Origin of the sequence: Vibrio sp. 10N.222.52.B7, from assembly GCF_041474275.1 — a bacterium.
Lineage (GTDB): Bacteria > Pseudomonadota > Gammaproteobacteria > Enterobacterales > Vibrionaceae > Vibrio > Vibrio crassostreae_C.
The window spans coordinates 1-21,591 of record NZ_JBFRTU010000112.1; the positions used below are offsets into that span (position 1 = coordinate 1).

General features: G+C 42.5%; 16 protein-coding genes. 4 read left to right on the forward strand and 12 right to left on the reverse strand.

The window, feature by feature from the left end; genetic code table 11:
* Nucleotides 1–781: 781 nt before the first annotated feature.
* Both AB4512_RS20705 and AB4512_RS20710 read left to right on the forward strand, forming a co-directional pair.
* The gene (locus tag AB4512_RS20705) at nt 782–1,384 is read left to right on the forward strand and encodes a porin family protein (protein ID WP_017059668.1); all 603 of its coding nucleotides are present in this window, start codon (nt 782–784) and stop codon (nt 1,382–1,384) included.
* A 338-nt stretch (nt 1,385–1,722) separates the two neighbouring features.
* Nucleotides 1,723–2,325: a DUF2971 domain-containing protein gene (locus AB4512_RS20710; protein WP_372175530.1), complete on the forward strand. Its 603-nt coding sequence runs from the start codon at nt 1,723–1,725 to the stop codon at nt 2,323–2,325.
* Nucleotides 2,326–2,425: 100 nt separating this feature from the next.
* Here AB4512_RS20710 and AB4512_RS20715 read toward each other — a convergent pair whose 3' ends face one another.
* The 4 genes from AB4512_RS20715 to matP form a co-directional block, all read right to left on the reverse strand.
* Nucleotides 2,426–3,646, reverse strand: coding sequence for a hypothetical protein (locus AB4512_RS20715; protein ID WP_372175531.1), 1,221 nt, complete (start codon nt 3,644–3,646; stop codon nt 2,426–2,428).
* 144 nt (nt 3,647–3,790) lie between these two features.
* Complete coding sequence (locus AB4512_RS20720) at nt 3,791–4,102, reverse strand: hypothetical protein (RefSeq protein WP_017059671.1); 312 nt, start codon at nt 4,100–4,102, stop codon at nt 3,791–3,793.
* A 105-nt stretch (nt 4,103–4,207) separates the two neighbouring features.
* Nucleotides 4,208–4,516, reverse strand: a complete 309-nt coding sequence (locus tag AB4512_RS20725) for a DUF3634 family protein (protein WP_017059672.1) — start codon at nt 4,514–4,516, stop codon at nt 4,208–4,210.
* Nucleotides 4,517–4,539: 23 nt separating this feature from the next.
* Entirely contained in the window at nt 4,540–4,995 is a 456-nt protein-coding gene (gene matP / locus AB4512_RS20730) for a macrodomain Ter protein MatP (protein WP_017059673.1), read from the reverse strand.
* A gap of 189 nt (nt 4,996–5,184) precedes the next feature.
* Here matP and AB4512_RS20735 point away from each other — a divergent pair, with 189 nt between their 5' ends.
* Complete coding sequence (locus AB4512_RS20735) at nt 5,185–6,837, forward strand: Lon protease family protein (RefSeq protein ID WP_065585051.1); 1,653 nt, start codon at nt 5,185–5,187, stop codon at nt 6,835–6,837.
* Between the two features lie 70 nt (nt 6,838–6,907).
* Nucleotides 6,908–7,423, forward strand: a complete 516-nt coding sequence (gene fabA, locus AB4512_RS20740; RefSeq protein WP_017059675.1) for a bifunctional 3-hydroxydecanoyl-ACP dehydratase/trans-2-decenoyl-ACP isomerase — start codon at nt 6,908–6,910, stop codon at nt 7,421–7,423.
* A 252-nt stretch (nt 7,424–7,675) separates the two neighbouring features.
* Here the strand turns inward: fabA and rmf are convergent, their stop codons facing one another.
* From rmf to AB4512_RS20780, 8 genes are all read right to left on the reverse strand, one after another.
* Nucleotides 7,676–7,849, reverse strand: coding sequence for a ribosome modulation factor (rmf, locus tag AB4512_RS20745; protein WP_017059676.1), 174 nt, complete (start codon nt 7,847–7,849; stop codon nt 7,676–7,678).
* A gap of 161 nt (nt 7,850–8,010) precedes the next feature.
* A complete protein-coding gene (locus tag AB4512_RS20750; protein ID WP_372175532.1) occupies nt 8,011–9,765 on the reverse strand; it encodes a DUF3466 family protein in 1,755 nt (584 codons plus the stop codon).
* Nucleotides 9,766–9,774: 9 nt separating this feature from the next.
* Entirely contained in the window at nt 9,775–11,691 is a 1,917-nt protein-coding gene (locus AB4512_RS20755) for an ABC transporter ATP-binding protein (RefSeq protein ID WP_017068914.1), read from the reverse strand.
* Complete coding sequence (locus AB4512_RS20760) at nt 11,669–11,929, reverse strand: glutaredoxin family protein (protein ID WP_019823251.1); 261 nt, start codon at nt 11,927–11,929, stop codon at nt 11,669–11,671. Before AB4512_RS20760 ends, AB4512_RS20755 begins: the two co-directional genes overlap by 23 nt.
* 25 nt (nt 11,930–11,954) lie before the next feature.
* Nucleotides 11,955–14,075, reverse strand: a complete 2,121-nt coding sequence (rlmKL, locus tag AB4512_RS20765; RefSeq protein ID WP_372122137.1) for a bifunctional 23S rRNA (guanine(2069)-N(7))-methyltransferase RlmK/23S rRNA (guanine(2445)-N(2))-methyltransferase RlmL — start codon at nt 14,073–14,075, stop codon at nt 11,955–11,957.
* A 507-nt stretch (nt 14,076–14,582) separates the two neighbouring features.
* Nucleotides 14,583–15,131 (reverse strand): cell division protein ZapC, encoded by a 549-nt coding sequence (locus tag AB4512_RS20770; protein ID WP_017063848.1) that lies wholly within the window; start codon nt 15,129–15,131, stop codon nt 14,583–14,585.
* A gap of 206 nt (nt 15,132–15,337) precedes the next feature.
* A complete protein-coding gene (gene pyrD / locus AB4512_RS20775) occupies nt 15,338–16,348 on the reverse strand; it encodes a quinone-dependent dihydroorotate dehydrogenase (RefSeq protein ID WP_123301690.1) in 1,011 nt (336 codons plus the stop codon).
* A 330-nt stretch (nt 16,349–16,678) separates the two neighbouring features.
* A complete protein-coding gene (locus AB4512_RS20780; RefSeq protein WP_372175534.1) occupies nt 16,679–21,520 on the reverse strand; it encodes an NAD-glutamate dehydrogenase in 4,842 nt (1,613 codons plus the stop codon).
* Nucleotides 21,521–21,591 lie beyond the last annotated feature (71 nt).

The following is a 21,591-nucleotide window of genomic DNA, read 5'->3' on the forward strand; positions in this document are numbered from 1 at the left end:
TTTTAAAATGGGATTGACAAAAAAGGAGATTGAAATCTGAGAGGTTTCAGGGCCTGTTACTCGCGTAATTTTACGTACAGCGCCGCATGAATCTATCTATTTAATTACTGGCTGGCTTTGACTCCGCGTTAATTGGATTAAATCGTGATGGCTTTATCACATGTCTGCTCAAACTTAATTAAGACTTCTAATTACGGATGCCTCTCCAAAGTTAGTCCAGAGTCTCTGCTGGTTGAGTGTTAAAAGCTATTACCCTGATTTTGCTTACCAAAAGAACCTAGATGATTAACGCTTCCACTAACTCTCGGTCTATTGTCCGTACTACCAATAAACTGAAAAAACTTGGTTACTCTTGTTCGCTAGATTTAACGGTCCCAAAAGACCAAGCGAACTCCCGAATCATCTAGTCTTGTTTACCTATGTTGGCTTGTTCTTCACCAAATTGAATCAACTATCAACGTCATCAGTAACATCCGTACTCGTTTTTCAAACCACTAACTTTGAATTTTCTGATGCCCAACGGTCATTGTTACCAAACTGCGTTGCCATCCAAAACGAACTTCTATAAACGACTTGGCTAATCGTAAGTTACAGTGCAACATAAATTCTATTAACCTCTGTCTGGACTATATTAACTTGTCTCATAACTGCGATAATGACACTTCTATTACCAACAAGTCTTTAAAATCAGATCTTTAGGCTAGTTCTCAATTAGTTAGAGTATCTTTTGTTTGTTAACATATTCTGGAACAGAATAACTTATTATCTTAGAAGGCTTTACATGAAAATCAGTACAATCGCCCTATCGCTATTCACCGCTTTTTTTGGCATCAGCTCGCAGGCGCTTGCTAGTGAAAACGAAAACTCACCTAGAGAGCATGGTCATTTTTATGCTGGTGTTGATATCGGCTTTTATAATGAAACTGAATTAGAATATCGTGGCAGCGCCATTGAAGATTCATCTGATCTATCAGACTTTAGCTATAACTTGGTTGGAGGCTACGAATTCAATACACATGATGTCGTCAAACTGGGGCTAGAAGCCGAGTACCGAAAAATCGGAAAAGTTAGCTATAACGACTTAATGGATATTGAAGGCCATGCTTTCTTCGTAAACATTAAACCAAAGTTTATTGTTGAAGGTGACGTATTAGATCTGTATGTATCTTTATTAGCCGGTGTTGGCTCTATGGATATGGAAGCGAAAGCTTTTGGAGTATCAGACTCTAAGTCTGAAGCAGCCTACCAAGTTGGTGCTGAGCTTGGTGCGATGGTAACAGACAACATCGATATCCATATTGGTTACCGCTATGCAAACGTTGAAATTGAATCCATCGATGTGTCACCTCAAACCGCTTACCTAGGTGCAAGGTACCACTTCTAAACTTGATTCACTCGTAGGCTCAATACTACTAAAGCCGTCCTTTTAAAGTTCGGCTTTAATTTTAATCACCTATTTCCCTACTCGACCTCTACTTTGACAAGACAATTCAACCATAAATAAAGTTACGTTGTATCTTCTGTAAAAAGTTACAACTTGAAAGCTTTGCCCTAACGCAAAATAAACCACTTTAACAGGCTACTATTTCGTGTTTAAATTTTGATCTATCAAACAGTTATACGAATAAATTTGGTGATTAAGCAATCAAATGCTATGCATTCAATCCTTAAAAATAAATTAAAGTGTTAACATCAGGCAATTTTGTAAACTAGGTGTTTGATATGTTGCCTAAACTTTATAAGTTCAGATCGCTCCACGACAGAAACACACAATCTATTTCCGAGTGTTCGTTGTGGTTTGATTACGCTAAAACTTTTAATAACCCTTTTGAATCTAACCACACATTCAACAAAGAGCTTCAACAAAACTTTAAGATCATGTGTTTCTCTCAGTCGAACGACCACCCAATACTATGGTCGCAGTATGGTGACAACTTTAAAGGCATGTGTATCGAGTATGATCTCAACTGCTATAACGGCGAGGCCAATCTCAACTGTTTTGAAGTCCAGTATGAAGACGAACCGAATATGTTCCGCCCGGCATCGCTAAGAGGTTTACAAACATCAAGACTGGGAGCTGAGATATTCAAAATTAAGCATTCTAATTGGCGTTATGAAAAGGAATACCGCTGGGTATTACCTGATGACGAGATGATCGGAAATAAACTCTACCTTAATAGAGAGTGCCTAAGCTCGGTGATTCTGTCAGAGCACGCTCCTGCCGACAGGAAATTGAAAGTTCTGATGACTTGCCAGCGCCTTGGTATCCCTGTTAAACACGCAATAGCAAAGCAAGAGTCGTTTACCTTCGAAGTGGTCAGTTAAGTAGAGTGTAATCCTACTGTTTAGCGCCAAAACAAGACATTCACATAAAGTTACAGCGCAACAAAAAAGAGAGCGACATTAATGAGACTCTCTCTTTTTATTACATGTTCACCGTAAGCTTTCCCAGTACTTTATCTTGCATCTGCTCAATCGTCGCGATAGACATTTGAACAGTTGAAAACCAATAAGGTCGGTGCTTAACGTTAAATAGTTCACTATTATCTAACGCCTCGAAAACAGAATATTTTCTACCTTGAGCCAAAGCTGCACCATAAACCGTTCGCTCAAGTACTGGAATGTCATTCACTTCCTCTAGAAGTGCCCTCTTGATGAACTGATTTCCAAGGCTCCAATCTATAAATTCAACGAGGTTTTTTAGTAGCTTAAGCTCTAGCTGCTCGACCATTGATTCAAGAAACTGTGTGTTTGGCATCACCTCAGTACAAGCATAATATTCGTCATGCTTGTCACTTGCTTCACGATAACCAAGCATCGTTTTTACCAATGCGTCTTCAAACGTTGAAGAAAAGTGGTTACAAATTAAAAACAAAGGCAGAACTCTCAACACACCAAGTAAAATGCCTACGTTAGGATCTTTAACCGACGTTTCTTGAAGTCGAATTCGAGTCGCATTTGACGTCACGACCAAGTGTTGCCAAACCTTAGGTGTGATGTGTTTAATGTTGCCATCATTCCACTTAATCAGCTGTTGACTCATTAACAATGGGAACAATAAACGACAATTTTCTATTCCTATTTGTCGTGCTGCAACTTTTGGATCGAGAATTACCTTAGATTTCTTTCCATATTTATCTGCAAACTCTTGATTGGAAACAAACTCGATTAAACTTGAGCTCAATGGCCTACTTTTCGCGGATATTTCATGGAGTTTGGAAAAGTTTAAAGATGGCGAATACGCAACACTAGCGAACTGATTGTAATCGGGTAAGTCTGAAAACAACGAACTTATTAAGGTACCTTGAAGCTTCTCAAGCATTAGCGCAGAAGCGGCATTGCTGACATCATCGATAACGTATCGTAAGGTTTGTTGCTTCGCGTCGACTTTTTCACGATGAGCATTGACTCTATCCTGCTCGCAGCGCAATAAAATACGTTGATTGTGAGATATGCGGTCAGATTCATCAAATATGACACTATCACAATACCTATTTTCCAAACTTAGTAACGTGTCTACTGTAGATTGTGCGAGCTTATATTCAGGTGAGATTAACCATCGATTAAAGCGAGCTTCAACATTGATTGAGACCTTCCTTGAGATCTCAACTACTTCAGGGGTATAACTTTTATTTGCTAACAACAACCGTGACTTTCCTTTGCCGTAAATGCTCTTGTATCGGCATATCCTGCCTTTATAACAAAACTAATATTAATAGAAATTAGAGATTGGTTCACGAAATTGTTTCAATAAAATTAAGGATATTTAGTTATAGTGCGTTGAGAGTGGCTAGTGTGTGATATGTAGCCGGATATACTTTTCTGGAAAGCTGTATTTGAACCTTTTCTTCGTCGGTAGGTGTTTTTTCGCCTGCTTGCAAACTTTACTATCTCCAGATGTTCTCACCTTTTTGATTCTTGCATAACCTTTAGAGTGCTTCATCTCAATCATCAGATCGCAATAACCCTCGAAATCAACATTACTCTTGTTGAGCCCTTTCATGACGGTGACTTTTATCTTTTTAGCTACAGGATTAACCAATGCATCGTCGGGAAAAGCGACTGGGGATAAAAAACATAATAGTAATACTAGATATCTCATACTGCTCTCTCTTTGTTGAGGGTGAGAACAGTATGCGGAGATTTAAGAGAAATGAAGGATTAACTTAGTATGAGGATTGACCAGCTAACGCGTAACTCTCAACGATTACGCTTTCTTTGAGCCTTTAGACTTAAAACCATTATGCGGGAACACGTTACGAATACGTTGCTGTACGTTTTTAGGAACATCTTTAGTGAACTTGAGATTGTAACCAGAACGTTTTGCATACACTTTTAGCTCGCCTTTAAAGGTATTGTTATGACCAATCTCTTGAAGGTTGTGCTTAAAGCTCGGTGGAAGATGCCCTTTAACTTGTTCGATCGCCCCGTCGCTAAATTTAATTTTCAATACCGGTCGGTCGACTGCTACTAACCAAAAAACTAATACCGCACCGATTAAGATTACGTACATCATAATGTCACCACTACTGTTGATGGTTATTTATCGTCAGAAAGGAGCTTGCTTAAGTCTTCTTTGAGGCTAGTCACCGTCTTGCTGGCCTGCTCACTACGAGACGCTTCGCTAACCAAATACTCGATGGCATCTGAGAGCGTACAACCTAGCTCGTTCGCACGTTGAGATAGCTTTTCCCATACACGGTAATCAAGGTCGATTGATTTCTTCTTTGTATGAACTTGTTCAGCATTGAAGTGGCGTTTTCGCTTAGCTCTGATCGCTTGTTTAAGCTTGTTATCGAGCTCAGGAGACATGTTGTTAGATATCCACTCAAGGACACCTGTAGGTTGGTGTTCAAGCTTCAATAAGGCTTTAACAGCAACGTCAGCTTCACTTGAATCTATGTGGCAGGTGATCGACTCGCCTTCTTTCCATTTTTTGACCAGATAGTTCCATTTCCAACCACATTCCAAGTTTTCAAGTTGCTGATATTTCATGTCTAATCTCGAGAGTTAATCCTAGTGACAGCGTAACCCAAAATAGGCTATTTAACAATTATGATCTTGAAAGAATAGACCAAGATCATACTTATATTAGCTTAGTGATTAGTAACTACAACATAGAGCTACAAGCGAGATCGGTTTTTCTATATACTCCCTACCTCATTATCATAATCAGAAACTTAAATGACTCAAGTAGATTGGCGACATGTTACGCCTCAGTACGACGAATATAGCGCTCAATTAGAGCAATTCCCTGACATCTCGCCTTTCCCGTTTTCAGATATTCAACATAGATTCAAAGATGCGTTAACCCGCTTTGTCCGTTTGTCTAACCTTTCGCGTGTTTTACTTGTAAACGCTCCAGACAATTCGATCTATCGTCAAATGATTGTTGAATCTCTAGTCACTGCTTTAGATGATCACACTCTACCGGTTATAAAAACTGAGTCTTTAAATGCTGTCTCTCTGTTTGACCAAGTTCAGTCAAAAGACGGTAAGGTTGTAGCGACAAAGCCCGGCCTATTGGCTAGAGCAAACAACGGCTATCTGATCGTTTCAGCAAACTTGATCTTGGCCAACCCAGGAAGCTGGTTACTGCTTAAATCAGCACTGCTTGGTGAAGTCGTAGAACCAATCAGCAGTAATCCAGAGCACTTGAACCAATCCCCGACTTTGCCTTTGACTTACAACATTAAGTTGATTGTGGTTGGAGACAGAGCTCAACTAGGTGACCTTGATTACCTGGACAGCGATATTCAAACCGGTTTTTGCCTATTTAGCGAAATTGAACAAGATATCAAGCTCTCTGAAGAGACTTTGACTCAATATCTTGGTTACCTTAAGTGGCTTCAACAACGTTATGAATTGGCAACCATCACGCAACAAGCGTTGACGGGCATTCTTACTGCCGGAGCAAGAGAAACGGAAGATCAAAGCTATATTCCATTATGCCCTATTTGGCACAATGCATTATTGAACGAAGCTCTGATTGAAGCCGACAATGGTGAGATTGATATTCACCATATCCAACAAGCTCAACAGCACAAATATAACCGCGAATCTTACCTACCAGAACGCGCCCTTGATGATATTCGCGATGGCCAAGTCATTATCGAAACCGAGGGCGAACAAGTTGGTCAAGTTAATGGTCTGACGGTTATCGATGTTCCAGGACACCCGATCTCTTATGGTGAACCTGCACGAATTTCCTGCGTTATTCACTTTGGTGATGGGGATATTGCCGACGTTGAGCGCAAAGCCGAGTTGGGTGGTAATCTTCATGCTAAAGGTATGATGATCATGCAAGCATTTGTGAGCAGCGCACTAAACCTTGAAGATCCGTTGCCATACGCTGCTTCTGTTGTGTTTGAGCAATCGTATTGCGAAGTAGACGGCGATAGTGCTTCTCTTGCTGAGCTTTGTTCTCTGGTGAGTGCTTTGTCTGAATACCCTATAAATCAACAAATTGCGGTTACAGGTGCAGTTGACCAATTTGGACGTGTGCAAGCTGTTGGCGGGCTAAACGAGAAAATCGAAGGCTTCTACCATGTGTGTAAGCACAACGGCTTAACAGGCGAACAAGGTGTGATCCTTCCAAGATCGAACTTAAGGCATCTTGCACTAAAGCCTGACCTTATTGAAAGCATTAAGAATGAAGAATTCCATATTTGGTCTGTGTCTAATGTAGACGAAGCAATTCCTCTCATTATGAACAAGCCATTTAGAGACGATGAACAAGAAAGCGTTCTGAGTAAAATCGCGGAACGTATTGAAAACTTTGAAAGACATGAGCACCCTATTGGAATAGTTGGACGCATTAAAAACTGGTTTGTCTAGTACTGATCGGACTTGTTTAGCGTACACCTGTTCACTAATATGCACCTATCAAAAATCGGAGTAATTGATAATGCAAAACAAACGTGATTCTTACACTCGCGAAGAGCTTCTAGCATCAAGCCAAGGCGAACTATGGCCACAAGGCCCTCAACTACCAGCACCGAACATGCTAATGATGGATCGCATCACTAAGATGTCTGAAACTGAAGGTGATTACGGTAAAGGTTTAGTTCTTGCTGAGCTGGATATTACTCCTGACCTATGGTTCTTCGATTGTCACTTCCCGGGTGACCCAGTAATGCCTGGTTGTCTAGGTCTTGACGCAATGTGGCAGCTTGTTGGCTTCTACCTTGGTTGGGTTGGCGGCGAAGGTAAAGGCCGTGCTCTAGGTGTTGGCGAAGTGAAATTCACTGGTCAAATTCTACCTACTGCGAAAAAAGTAACTTACGAGATCCACATGAAGCGTGTTGTTAACCGTCGTCTAGTTATGGGCCTTGCGGATGGTCGCGTACTTGTTGATGGTAAAGAGATCTACGTTGCTAAAGATTTGAAAGTTGGCCTTTTCCAAGATACGTCAGCATTCTAATCTAATAGTTAGATTTTTAGTAAAGCAGCCCATGGCTGCTTTATTTTCGTTCCAATAAATTTAGTTATAGTGCATTAAAGTATCCCGTATTAAGCTTGAAACAGGATAAATCCACCAGCGATACGCTTATGATAGCGAAACTAGAATGCTACATAGCTCTGGGAGTCTTTGTGTTGTTCTGAAACTAACAAGGCTCCAGCCGTTGTAATCAACAGACAATGGAGCCCTGACCTTGAATTCTTTACGCCCTATCTACTTATAGAGACCTGATTGCTTGTCATCTTTGGCGTCACGCCATCCACCTAACCAATAAGACCGAGAATCCATTTGGCTATATGGGCAAGCTTCTTGCGACCGTCCATTTAAACCAGCCTTGTAGCCTTGAGATTGTGCTCGTTCCAGTCGATCACGCTTTTGTCTCTTCATAGTGCAGTCCTCATACGGGTGTTACATTTACTAACATACAATGATTACAACTTTACGGAGTTTTTGTGACTCCAACTTTAAGAATCGAACAATTTTTTACTTTTCTCAAGGCGAAAAAAAGCCCGAATTCAGAAATGTGAACTCGGGCTCAAGAGATAAAATTATTTAAATTTTCTACGGAACCCTAATAGACCAAGAACAGTCAAAGTTAACCAACCTAGACTACCGCCTTGACGATCAACTTTTTCTGAGTCGGCACTACGAGTTTGAATATCATCTTTAGTCGCACCTGCAATTGGAACCAGTTTAACCGCAACAACCTCTTCTACCGCATTAGATGACGCACCGGCACAGTATGAGTTATGAGACGTTGTATCGTAGGCTTGTTCCTTATCTCCTCTACCATCTCCATCTGTATCAAGCATGCATTTAATAGCTGTCGCAGAAATCACACCGGCATCATTAATATCTGTCGCATCAATGATACGGAAATAGTTATTAGCGTCAGAGTAATCTTGCCCATCTGCGTTTGCACCGTTTGTTAGATCATCTATCCACCAAGCTTGGCCATTAAAGATGTCTACACGACGCTCATCTTTCGAGGAGTCGACATTGTATGGGTAGATAAAGCCTCTATGTCTACGCTCACTGCCATCAACCTCACGAGTGGTTTCTGCATCTATTTGACCGACAAACTCATTGAAGTTGTTAACTGCTTTAGCTTCACCGCTCGAACCACTGAAGAAGATACCGCCAGACAAATACGTTGCTGTTGGGTTTTTAGCATCCGTTACAATAAAAGGCTTATTACCGGCACTTCCATTTTCAGGAACATAACCGTTACGTTTTGAATATCCAACTGCAAACAAGTTGTCGTTAATATCGGTTGCTACTGAGTTACTGTATCTAGCATCATCGTTAGATGAACCAGACTTAACCTCTGCACCGCTAATTTGTGTAGTTGTCCACGTTGCCGTAGCGAGATTGAGTGAAGTACTCACAAAGACACTTGCATTCATATCTTGTAGATCGCCGTTTCCATCAGCAGTATTATAGCCTACACCATAAAAAAGAGAGTCCGATTCAACAATTGAACGCATGCTGCCTTGGGCAAAATAATCGCCCTGTTGAGCGTTACCAGATCTAATCCAGTCGATCTCTTTCGTTATTGTGCCATCCCAAATAGCCGCCTTTGAACTAAACGTTGTATCTGACGTATCCGTTTTAGCTCCTTCCGTAGATACACTACCTACATTGTAAACTTTGTCGTTACTTGCTTTGATAGCGTGCCATGCACGAGTTTCCGAAGTGCCTGTTGGCCCATTTGGTGTAGTTGTGAACATCGCGTTATTACGAATACCACCTTCAGATTTAACCCCCAAAGGCTCAACTTCATCGGCATCGTTTATATAAAGCGAGTTAATTACCGTATTGCGGCTATCAAAGGTTTCGCCACCTTCAACAAAGGCTTTCGCATTGACATGAGTAAGGTCGTTTCTTTCCTTATTCCAAGTATCATTCCAACGATTTTGAGCCCAGCTTTCACATGTAGAATATCTCAGCTCTCGATAACAATAGTTTTCGAAATCATCACGCTCTTGAATGTACTGAAATGGTGCATCCATTGCGAATGGTACTTCTTCACGATAACTTACCGCTTCAAGCGTATCGCGAGTCTCACCAGCAAGTTTAAATGCACTATCGGTACAGTTGGTTGCAGCTGAATCGAAGCAACCTAACGCAAGCTCATTCGTTCCGTCTGTCGCAACACCAGGTTGAATCGCCACACCATAGATTTCAGAGGCACCTGTAATTGAAGGAGTGACTTCAACTACCTTGTAAAGCGCAGCGTTGGCATTAGTTGCAGCCAAAACTAGGGCTGCAACAGTTGTTAATTTGAATTTAGTACAAGTCATTATTACTTCTTAACTTTCCTGTTGTAGTGCCTCGAGCTCTTCCCAGCGCTCAAAAGCAACTTCAAGCTCCTGCTCTGCTGCAGATAGCTTATCTAATACTGGTTGTGTCTGCTCTACAGATTTTGAAAAGAAGCTTGGATCGTTGACTTCTTCCTGAAGAGTTTCAATTTGAGTTTCCAATTCTTCCAAACGCATTGGTAGCGCTTCTAGTTCTCGTTGTAGCTTATACGATAACTTCTTAGGTTTAGCCTTAACTGGCGCAGTTTTGGGAGTTTCCTCAACTACTTTCTCAGGCTTTGATGGCTTTTCAACCTGTCGGTACTCTAATGCTTGCTTTCTTTGCTGCTGGGCATCGTGGTAACCACCAACAAATTCTTCAATAACGCCATTACCCTCAAAGATCCAACTTGTCATCACTGTGTTATCAACAAACTGACGATCGTGACTCACTAAAAGCAGCGTACCCTGATAGTTGGCAAGCAAATCTTCTAAAAGTTCCAAAGTTTCGATATCTAGATCGTTGGTTGGCTCATCGAGAATCAACAAGTTGTTCGACTTAAGGAAAATACGCGCCAATAACAGACGGTTTTTCTCACCACCAGATAGTGCTTTAACAGGAGTGCGAGCACGTTTTGGAGAGAATAAGAAATCTTGTAAGTAGCTTAGAGCATGACGCTCACGGCCACCTACGGTCACTTCTTGCTTACCATCCGCGAGGTTATCAATTACAGACTTCTCAGGGTCTAGAATTTCGCGGTATTGGTCAAAGTAAGCGACTTCAAGCTTAGTACCACAATGCAAACGACCTGAATCAGGCTTAAGCTGGTCAAGAAGCAGCTTAAGTACCGTACTCTTACCACAACCGTTAGGACCAATCAGAGCGATACGATCGCCACGCATGATGTTGAAGCTGAAGTCCTTAACAATTTCTTTGCCTTCAAAGCCAAAGTTAAGATTCTCAGCTTCAAATACAATCTTGCCTGAACGCTGGCCATCGTCGATTTGGATAATCGCTTTGCCCTGCACTTCACGACGGTTCAAACGTTCTTCACGTAGCTTCTTAAGCGCACGAACACGGCCTTCGTTACGAGTACGACGAGCTTTGATGCCCTGACGAATCCAAACTTCCTCTTGAGCAAGCTTCTTATCGAATTCAGCGTTTTGCATTTCTTCAACACGAAGCGCCTCTTCTTTCTCAACAAGGTAATTTTCGTAATCGCCCGGGAAAGAGCTCAATTTACCGCGATCAAGATCGACAATACGTGTTGCCATCGATTTAATGAACGCACGGTCATGCGAGATAAAGATGATTGAACCGCGGAAGTCTTTCAGGAAGCCCTCTAACCATTCAATGGTTGCAACATCCAAGTGGTTAGTCGGTTCGTCGAGTAGAAGCACGTCAGGGTCACATACAAGCGCACGAGCAAGTGCCGCTTTACGTTGCCAACCACCAGACAAATCTGTCAGTTTGGTTTCAGCAGTCAGCTTAAGTGCTGCCAATACGTTACTTACGCGATCTTCAAAACGCCATGCATTAGCATGATCCAGTTGTTCTTGAACGCGAGTAAGGCGGTTTAGATTCTTTTCACTTGGGTCTGTCGCGATGAGATCCAGAAGATCATGATAGATCTTCAGCTGTTCGCCGATTTCAGCAAGGCCACCAGCAACATAGTCATAAACTGTACCTTGTTCATTACGCGGTGGATCTTGTTCTAGACGAGACACAACCACATCTTGCGTGATTTGCATCTTACCGTCGTCCATGATGATGTTTCCAGATAGGATTTTCATCAATGTCGACTTACCAGCGCCATTGCGCCCTACTAAACATACACGTTCGTTTTCTTGCAGCACGAAGTCCGCACGATCTAATAATGGGTGATCACCAAACGCTAATTGCCCATTATGAATTGTAAGTAATGCCATTCTTCTTTAACCAATCATTAAGTTCTAACAAGCCAAATGGCCAGTTAAGCTCTGAGCTTTGAGAAAGGTCAGAGCTTTCAAATTTGAGCACCGGAATAGTGACCCCGTAACGGGAAAAGAGCTCATCATCAAATGCAATGTCAACAACGTTGACGTGATGGCTAATGTTTAACTGTTCCGTGAGTTGGAATGCCATCTCACATAGATGGCACCCTTCTGTACTGTAGAGAGTCAGCACTATATATCCTTATACGATCTCTTAACTACTTATGTGTAATCAACCAGCAGTTATGAATGTGCTTATTGCGAGAGAAGTCCAATGGAAGTGTCTTCGCTGAGATATTCTGAGCCTTAAGACCTAACTCATCTAGAGCTTCCAAGTCCATTTTGAAGTGACGCTTGTTGTTAGAGAACACAATCGTGCCTTCTTCACGAAGAAGACGTTTAAGGTTTTCCATCAGCTGAATGTGATCACGTTGAACATCGAAAGATTGATCCATACGCTTTGAGTTAGAGAACGTAGGTGGATCGATAAAGATCAGATCATAAGAACCCTGCTCTTTAGCTAGCCATTGTAGACAGTCAGCTTGAACAAACTGATGTTGACGACCAACACGACCGTTAAGCTCCATGTTCTCTTTCGCCCACTCTAGGTAGGTATTAGACATATCAACAGTAGTTGTAGAACGAGCACCACCCACAGCAGCATGAACAGATGCACTTCCTGTATAAGCAAACAAGTTTAGGAAATCCTTACCTGCGGCCATCTCACCGATACGACGACGAGTGATCTTATGATCTAGGAACAACCCGGTATCTAGGTAATCATGAAGATTAACAATCAGCTTAACGCCATACTCGTTCACTTCTAAGTTCGATGAGTCTTGAGCCAATTTCTGGTATTGAGAACGGCCTTTCTGTTTCTGACGAACTTTAAGCACAACGTTGTTTGCTTCTACGCCTGTTACTTGAATAGAAGCACGGATGATATCGGTTAAGCGACGTTTTGCCTTCTCTTCCGGTACATCTTTAGGCGCTGCGTATTCTTGAATCACAAGGTGACCTGGGTATACATCAATCGCTACATTGTATTCTGGTAGGTCAGCGTCGTAGATACGGTAGCAATCTAATTGCTCTTTCTTAGCCCACTTGCCAATTTTACCGATGTTCTTTTTAAGACGGTTTGCGAAGTCAGGAGCAATTAACTGTTCTTGCTCGCCCGTTGGACGTTCTGACATCGGACGATCTGAAATTGAGTAGTTCTTTTGGTGACACGGTAACGCACCGTTATTCAATTTGAACTGTTTGTCTGCACGCATGCGTAAGCAGCTCAGTAGTTCGTCTGAACTAGAGAAGATAGACGCGTTACAACCACCAAATTCAGCTTTGAGCTGTGCACCGAATGCTGTGTAAAGTGCAATAAGACCCGGCTCGGTACCAAGACGTTCACCGTAAGGCGGGTTAGAAACAATCACACCATCAGTAAACTCTGTAGGACGCTTAAGCTTTGCAGCATCGCCTACTTCGAATTCAATCAACTCTTCAACACCGGCACGACGAGCATTGTCACGCGCTGTTTTGATCATGCGTTCATCATTGTCGTAGCCATAGAACTTACATTCCACTTTCTTAACACCACGACGACCTTGAACGTTCGCTTCAGCTTTCACTTCAGCCCATAGCTCTGGTTCGAAATCTTCTAGTGATTCAAAACACCACTTCTGACGCTTAACACCTGGAGCCATGTTTGCAGCCATCATTGCAGCTTCAATCACTAACGTACCTGAACCACACATTGGATCTAGGAAAGGTTTCGTTGCATCCCAACCACTACGAAGAAGAATCGCGGCAGCAAGAGTTTCACGTAGTGGTGCTCGACCTGATTCAGGACGGTAACCACGTTGGTGAAGACCGCTACCTACCATATCAACACCAAGAATCGCTTTATCACGGTGTAAACGAACGTGGATACGAATGTCTGGGTTCTCTTTGCTAATAGAAGGACGAGGTAAAGACTTCTTCTCAAAGCAATCAACAACGGCATCTTTTACTTTCATCGCACCGTATTGGCTATTACGGATTTCGTTGTTCGTACCATTGAAGTCAACAACAAAACGCTTAGAGCTATGGAATTGATTTACCCAGTTAACCGCAGTGGTTGATAGGTACAAATCCATGTCGTCCATACAAGTGAATTCAGAAAGGACACGTACAAATCGAGAAGCCAAACGGCTCCACAAACAACAACGATAAATTTGCTCATTGGTCGCTTTGAATTTAACACCTGCTTGAACAGGTTTTGCGTTTGTAATCCCTAGTTGGGTTAGTTCTTCAACTAATAAATTCTCAAGGCCGTTTGAGGTAACCGCTAGATATTGATTCATAGTGTTCTTTTATTGATAAAAATGAGTTCGATTATACCTGAATTTGTAACTAGAGCATCACACTAAACACGTCTTTTCATTGAATCTTTCGACTAACTGGCTAGCAAATGCACAGTCTTGAAGCGATCGCTTACCCACATCCCCTTAGAACATAAGACCTATCAAACCAACTTCATTTCTGACCACTTATTAACCAAAGTAGCAATGTGAATTTATATTCACCTCAAAACTGGTATATACCAAAGTAGATTTATGGATGGAATTTAACTACAAAAGACCAAAAACAGGGAATAAAGACGGTAGATTTACTCTTCTGGCGATGAAAACGGGCAGAAATTAAGGTGAAAAAATAGTCGTAAGTTCACTATTTAAATGGTTAAGCCGTGATGTATTTATCAGGATGAGGTTTTTTAGGCACAAAAAAATCGGCTAATGAGCCGATTCTGAGGAAGGTTTATACGTTTGTGTGCTGCGATGCGTGGTTGAAATGATGTGCTAGATTAGAGGTTAACCTACCATCGCTATGTGTGTCTGATGAAGGATAGCGTTCGCGTCTACCATTCTATCGTGCATCACCTTGATTGAGTCTCCAAATCGCAGTCCTTTTGAAGGCGTTAACAGGAACTCTTCTAGGTCAACAAATGCACATAGGCTCGCACACTCTCCCACTTCTAATACAATGAAATACCCTAAGCTATGCTCGTTATTCATTTGTACAATATCCCCTTCTTGAGGATATTCATGGCCAGTACCTTGTGAGTCGAAGAACCAACTCTTAGGCTGTACAGGCTTATGGAAACGCTTTGCTGCCACACAATAGAGTGCTAATTCAGCTTGACGAGGCTCAGACAGTTCTAAGCCAGAAATTTGTTCTTTGAAGGTTTGGTATGAAGATGCGTCATCAACGGTGAATTCATTATCTCGAAACGCGCAGTCCACCAGCTTATTGCGGACCAGATTCGTTTTGAAAATCATATCCTCTCCGAGGTTTAGCATTAATGAACATTGCTGCTCATCGTAATACCAACTCCATGTATCGCTAGGTTTAAGCATCATTTCGTCTCACACTGTTGAACCATTCCATTAGGTAAAACGCAAAATTACCTTCAATTACAGTAATTTTACTGAGCAATAGGCAAAAAAAAAGAGGAAATGAATTCCTCTTTCTTATCGCTTTTCTCTACAACTCAGTGAGTTACAGTGTCTCTTTTATTAAGACGATGCCAGATTGTCGCTTTTCAGAAATAAAAGCGTCTTGCCGTTTAAAGATTTTTAACGATGTCGCCTACAAGGCCTGGACCTTTGTAAATGAAACCAGAGTAAACTTGTACAAGCTTAGCGCCTGCCATCATTTTCTCTTTTGCAGCAACATACGAATCAACACCACCTACCCCGATGATCGGCAGTTGGTCACCAAGCTCTTGATAAAGTTTACGAACAACTTCAGTACTGCGAGATTGAACTGGACGTCCACTTAGGCCACCCGCTTCGTCGCAATGCTTCATGCCTTCAACGATTGAACGATCCAATGTTGTGTTCGTTGCGATCACACCATCGATCTTATTTTTGATCAATGATTCACAAATTTGGCTGATTTCATCGTCACTTAGATCCGGAGCAATCTTAAGAGCAAGAGGAACATATTTACCATGCTTCTCTTCTAGTTCAGATTGTTTCGTTTTCAGTTCAGACAATAGATCGTCTAGTGCTTCGCCGTATTGAAGAGAACGAAGTCCTGGAGTGTTTGGTGAAGAGATGTTCACAGCAATGTAACCAGCGTATTGATATACCTTCTCCATACAGATCAAGTAATCTTCAGCACCCTTTTCAATTGGTGTGTCTTTGTTCTTACCGATGTTGATGCCTAAGATGCCGTCGTAGTTCGACTTCTTAACATTCTCAACAAGGTTATCAACGCCTAGGTTATTAAAACCCATGCGGTTGATGATACCTTCAGCTTCAACAAGACGGAACAAACGAGGTTTGTCGTTACCCGCTTGCGGACGCGGAGTAACAGTCCCTACTTCTACAAAACCAAAACCCATCGCGCCAAATGCATCAATACATTCGCCGTTTTTATCTAGGCCGGCAGCAAGGCCAACTGGGTTTTTAAAAGTAAGACCCATGCACTCTACAGGTCGGTGAGGTAATTGTTGGCGATACAAAAGATCAATAGGCGTGCCTGTGAAGCGTTTGAAATTTTGAATTGCTAGATCATGTGCCTTTTCGGCATCAAGTTGGAAAAAGCCAGTTCTGGCTAGACGGTAAAGCATTGTGCCTCCGATAGAAAAAAGCCCCGTGTAAACGGGGCGATATTATTTACTTATTTACCCAACTATTCAATCTATTACTGTCTGTAAGGGTAAGATAATCAAGTTTGCTAACGAATGAGGTTCATTATTAAGCAAACGTTATCGTTTCTTCAAGTTATTAAGCCATTTCTAATCTCAACCTTAGTACAGCCATCAGGTCACTTAACAACAAACAACGTTTGCGTCGAAGTTTGTTCTTCAAAAGTCGTTAGGCCTATTGTTTCCACTTTACCGAAACGAAAAAGGCAGACCTTTTGGCCTGCCCTTATACTTTTTCGTCTTATCTAGTAACTAGTCTTTTGACATGCAGTTTAGATTCAACAGCATCAATTCACGCAGTGCTACTGAGAACTTAGCAAACTCATGAACAGAACCTACTTTGAATTCGTTTAGGATGCTTTCCCAACGATGTAGAGAAACAGAGTTACTTTCCATCCAGTCATCAAGCGCTTTAATCACATCGATATCTGAAGCACAACCACAGTTAAGTACTTGACCAGTTAACTGGCGTTGCTGCCAATCCAGATCTTCTCTGAATGCTGCACGCGCCAGTGCTTGCCAGTTGTTGTCTACAGCTTGGCCATTGATTTGCTTCAAGAACCAATGCAGTGACAAACGATCACCGAGGTTGAAGTAAAGCTTAGAAGCTTGTTGTACTGTTTTACCTGTTTCACGAGCCACTGTGGATATATCCAGTGCTGAGTACAAGCTAGACAAACGAGCCACGGAATTAGCCAGCTCAGCGTTGACACCTTGGTCAATCCATAGTTGAGCCATTGCTTGATGCTCTTCTACTTCTGAAGCTACTAGGTTTTCATCCAGCTTCTCAGTAATCGCGACTACATCACCTTGGTAAAGCTCAATCAATGCATTCACTGACTGTTTACCCGTACGGTTTCTTAGTAACCAACGTGCTAGACGACGAAGCGTACGGCGTACATGGTAAAGCAATTCGTATTGAGCTTCAGAACTTGAGATGTTGTCCAGTTCACGGATGCTCTTCAATACCTTACCCAGGCCGTAGATTTCACGTGATGCCGCGTAAGCATTCGCAATATCAACAATGTTCGCGCCCGTTTCTTCTTGCAAGCGAGTCACAAAGTTACAGCCCATCTCGTTAACCATTTGGTTAGCAAGCGCAGTCGCAATGATCTCTGCACGAAGTGGATGGTTATCCATGTGCTGATAATAGTTACGGCGTAACTCTGTTGGGAAGTATTGCATCAGTTGTTGAGCATGGAACTCATCATTCGCAATGTCATCACTCACAAGATCTTCTTTTAGAACCATTTTACCGTAAGCGATCAATACTGATAGCTCTGGTCTTGTTAGTGCTTGGCCCTGCTTCTCACGTTCTAGCAGCGTTTCGTCATCTGGGATGTATTCCAAACCACGGTCTAAGTACCCGGCTTTTTCCATTGTGTGGATAAAGCGGATTTGCTCTTTCACTAAGCCTACACCTTGATGCTCAGTAACAGAGATAGATTCAGCTTGGCAGTAAGCGTCGTCTAGTACGATTTCACCTACTTCATCTTCCATAGATTCAAGAACTTGGTTACGTTGCTTAACGGTAAGATCACCATTAGACACCAAGCCATTCAAGAAGATCTTAATGTTAACTTCGTTATCCGAGCAATCTACACCACCAACGTTATCGACAAAGTCAGTATTAACTCGACCGCCCGTTAGAGCGTATTCAATACGACCCAATTGAGTCATACCCAAGTTACCGCCTTCACCAACAACCTTAGCTTTCAGGTCACGGCCATCGATACGTAGCACGTCATTTGCACGGTCACCCACATCGGTATGAGTCTCACTAGAAGACTTAACGTAAGTACCAATACCGCCGTTCCAAAGTAGATCAACTTTCATAGACAAGATCGCTTTGATCAAGTCGTTTGGTGCCATTGATGCTTTCTTGGTACCCAGCATTTTCTGAATTTCAGGTGTCAAAGAGATAGACTTCGCTCGGCGAGAGAAGATGCCACCACCTTGAGAAATCAGGTCTTTATTGTAATCTTCCCAACTTGAACGAGGCAGATTAAACAGACGGTCACGCTCTACCCAGCTTGATGCTGATTCTGGATTCGGGTCAATGAAGATGTGCATGTGATTAAACGCAGCTTGCAAGCGAATGTGCTTAGATAGCAGCATACCGTTACCAAATACGTCACCCGCCATATCACCCACACCAATGGCAGTGAAGTCTGTGCTTTGACAGTTAATACCCATTTCGCGGAAGTGACGTTTAACCGATTCCCAGCCACCTTTCGCCGTGATACCCATGGCTTTGTGGTCGTAACCGTTAGAGCCACCCGATGCAAACGCATCACCTAGCCAGAAGTTGTACTCTTCAGCTACTGAGTTCGCTAGATCTGAGAATGTCGCGGTGCCTTTATCGGCTGCAACAACCAAGTATGGGTCATCTTCATCGTGACGAACAACGCTCTTAGGTGGGATAACCTCACCTTCAATGATGTTGTCTGAAACGTCTAGCAATGCACGGATGAAGCGCTTGTAACAACGTTGACCTTCAGCAAAGATCTCGTCTCGGCCAGACATCATGTGTTGACGCTTACAAACGAAACCACCTTTAGCACCAACCGGTACGATAACCGTGTTCTTAACTTGTTGCGCTTTAACTAGGCCTAGAATCTCAGTACGGAAGTCCTCTTGACGGTCTGACCAACGTAAACCACCGCGTGCTACTTTACCGCCACGTAAATGCACACCTTCAATGTCTGGTGCGTAAACGAAGATCTCAAACGCAGGAACCGGCGCAGGGATATCTGGAATCTCGCTTGGTCTCATTTTCAGAGCCAACCAAGGTTTAGACTGCTTATTCTCGTCTACTTGGTAGTAGTTAGTACGAAGCGTTGCAGTGATCATTTCCATGTAGCGACGAATGATACGATCATCATCCAAGCTTTCTACATGATCCAACTGTTCAGTGATCTTCTTAATAAGATCTTGTTGGCCTTTTACGCTGCCCTTCAGTTTCGGGTTAAAACGCTTGCCGAATAGGCTCACTAGCCCTTTCGCTAATTCTGGGTAATGAGACAATGTGTCTTCAATGTATTGTTGGCTGAATGGGAAACCAACTTGACGCATGTAACGAGCATAAGCACGTAAGATTGAGATTTCACGGCCAGAAAGACCAGCGCCAAGTACTAAGCGGTTGAAACCATCGCTGTCTAACTCACCCGCCCAGATTGCCGCAAAGGCTTGTTGGAAAAGATCGCGAGCTTCACGAAGATCAATGGTCTTATCGCTCTTGTGCAGCATAGAGAAATCAAGGATCCAATAGGTCACACCGTTGGTTTTACGCACTTCATATGGAGATTCACCGATAACGCGTAGGCCAAAGTTTTCAAGCATTGGCATAACATCAGAAAGGTGAATTGGCTCATCGCTGTGATAGAACAACTTCAAACGAACGGCTTTTGAATCTGCCGCTTCTTCTTGAGGACGGTAGAAAAGCATACCCAGTTTGTTGTCTTCACTTAGCGCTTCTAAACGTTCAATGTCGGCAACAGCAGAACCTGGCATCATGTCTTCTTTGTACGAACGTGGGAATGCACGCATGTACTCTTTCGACAATGGAAGACCTTTGCTTTCACCGAAGTTTGCAATGATAGATTCAGACAGACGGTCATCCCACGTAGACGATACTTCCATTAAATTTTGCTCAATTGTTTTCACGTCCACATCCATGTTGTTGTTATCAACACGAACAATATAGTGCGTTCTTGCTAGCGGGCTTTCAGAGAAGTACGTTGTAAATTCAACCTCTTCTTCACAACCAAAGTACTGTTTCAAGATGCGCTGTGTTTGGCGACGAAGCTCAGTGTTGTAACGATCTTTTGTTACGTAAACCATGCAGCTAAAGAAACGACCAAACGGGTCTTTGCGAACAAACAAACGCAGGAGATCGCGATCTTGCATTTGTACTACGCCCGTACCGACTTCTAGTAGCTCTTCTTCTCGAGCTTGCAGCAGTTCATCACGTGGGTAGTTTTCAAGAATGTTGTGCAGCGCTTTGTAAGAGTATGAACCTTCACGGTAACCACTCGCATCTAAGATTCGCTCTACTTTCTCACGAACAAGAGGAATCGTTTCAACGGTTTGGTTATAAACGGCAGATGTGTAAAGACCAGTAAAGCGGTGCTCACCAATGACCTTACCGTTCTTATCGAACTTCTTAATACCAATGTAATCATTGTAAGCTGGGCGGTGAATGCGTGAAGCCGTGTTGCCCTTGGTTACGATAAGAACATAAGGCTTTTTCGCTTCAAGGCGTGCCGAATCAGAAAACTCAGATAACTTAACGTTACGTACACGGTCTGAGTTCGCAAACAAACCAAGACCTTGCTCCTTGGTCGGTTGCAGCTCAGTGTCGCCGTTAACTGAAACTAGGTCATATTCCTTATAACCCATGAATGTAAAGTTGTGTTGGCCTAACCAACGAAGAAACGCCAACGTTTCATCAAAGCGCTGGCCGTCTACTGGAATGCTCTCTTTTTGCTGTTCAACTTGATTGGTCACTTCTTCAAGTCTTTCAACCATCTTCAACCAATCGTTCACGACTAAGCTAGTGTCGGTAAAGATATCCAGCAACTCCGTTTTAAGTGCTGTCATTTCAGCTTTACTACTCAGACGGTCAACTTCGATATGGAAAAGCGATTGGAATGCACCTTCGTTATTGCTTACACCGACAACACTGCCCTTATCTGAGCGAGAGATTTGTGTTGGGTTATGAAGCATAAGGTGAGAAGAAAGGTCTAGGCGAGTCAATGCCATTTTTACGGAATCAACAAGGAATGGGCTGTCTGGAACGACTATCTCAACGATAGTATGAGTAGACTGCCAACCTTGACGACTTACCGTCGGGTTGAAAACGCGTACAGAGATTTCGTCGGCTTTCTTTTCATTGATGTGATGCCATAAGCTAACTACAGCACCGTATAAATCGGATTCGTTTCTCTGAGTCAGATCGTCGTGAGAAACGTTACTAAACAAGTGTTGAGCAAGTTGAGTTACGAGAGGTCGATGAGCAAGGTCAAGTTTGTCTTGAATCAGCTTGTAAACTTTTTCAAGTAAAACTGGAACCACAGTTTCACGTGCGGTCATAGTCACACTCCACAATTAGAATTATATTTTATTATTAGGGGGATCACTTAATCTGGTGTTTGAAACGTGCC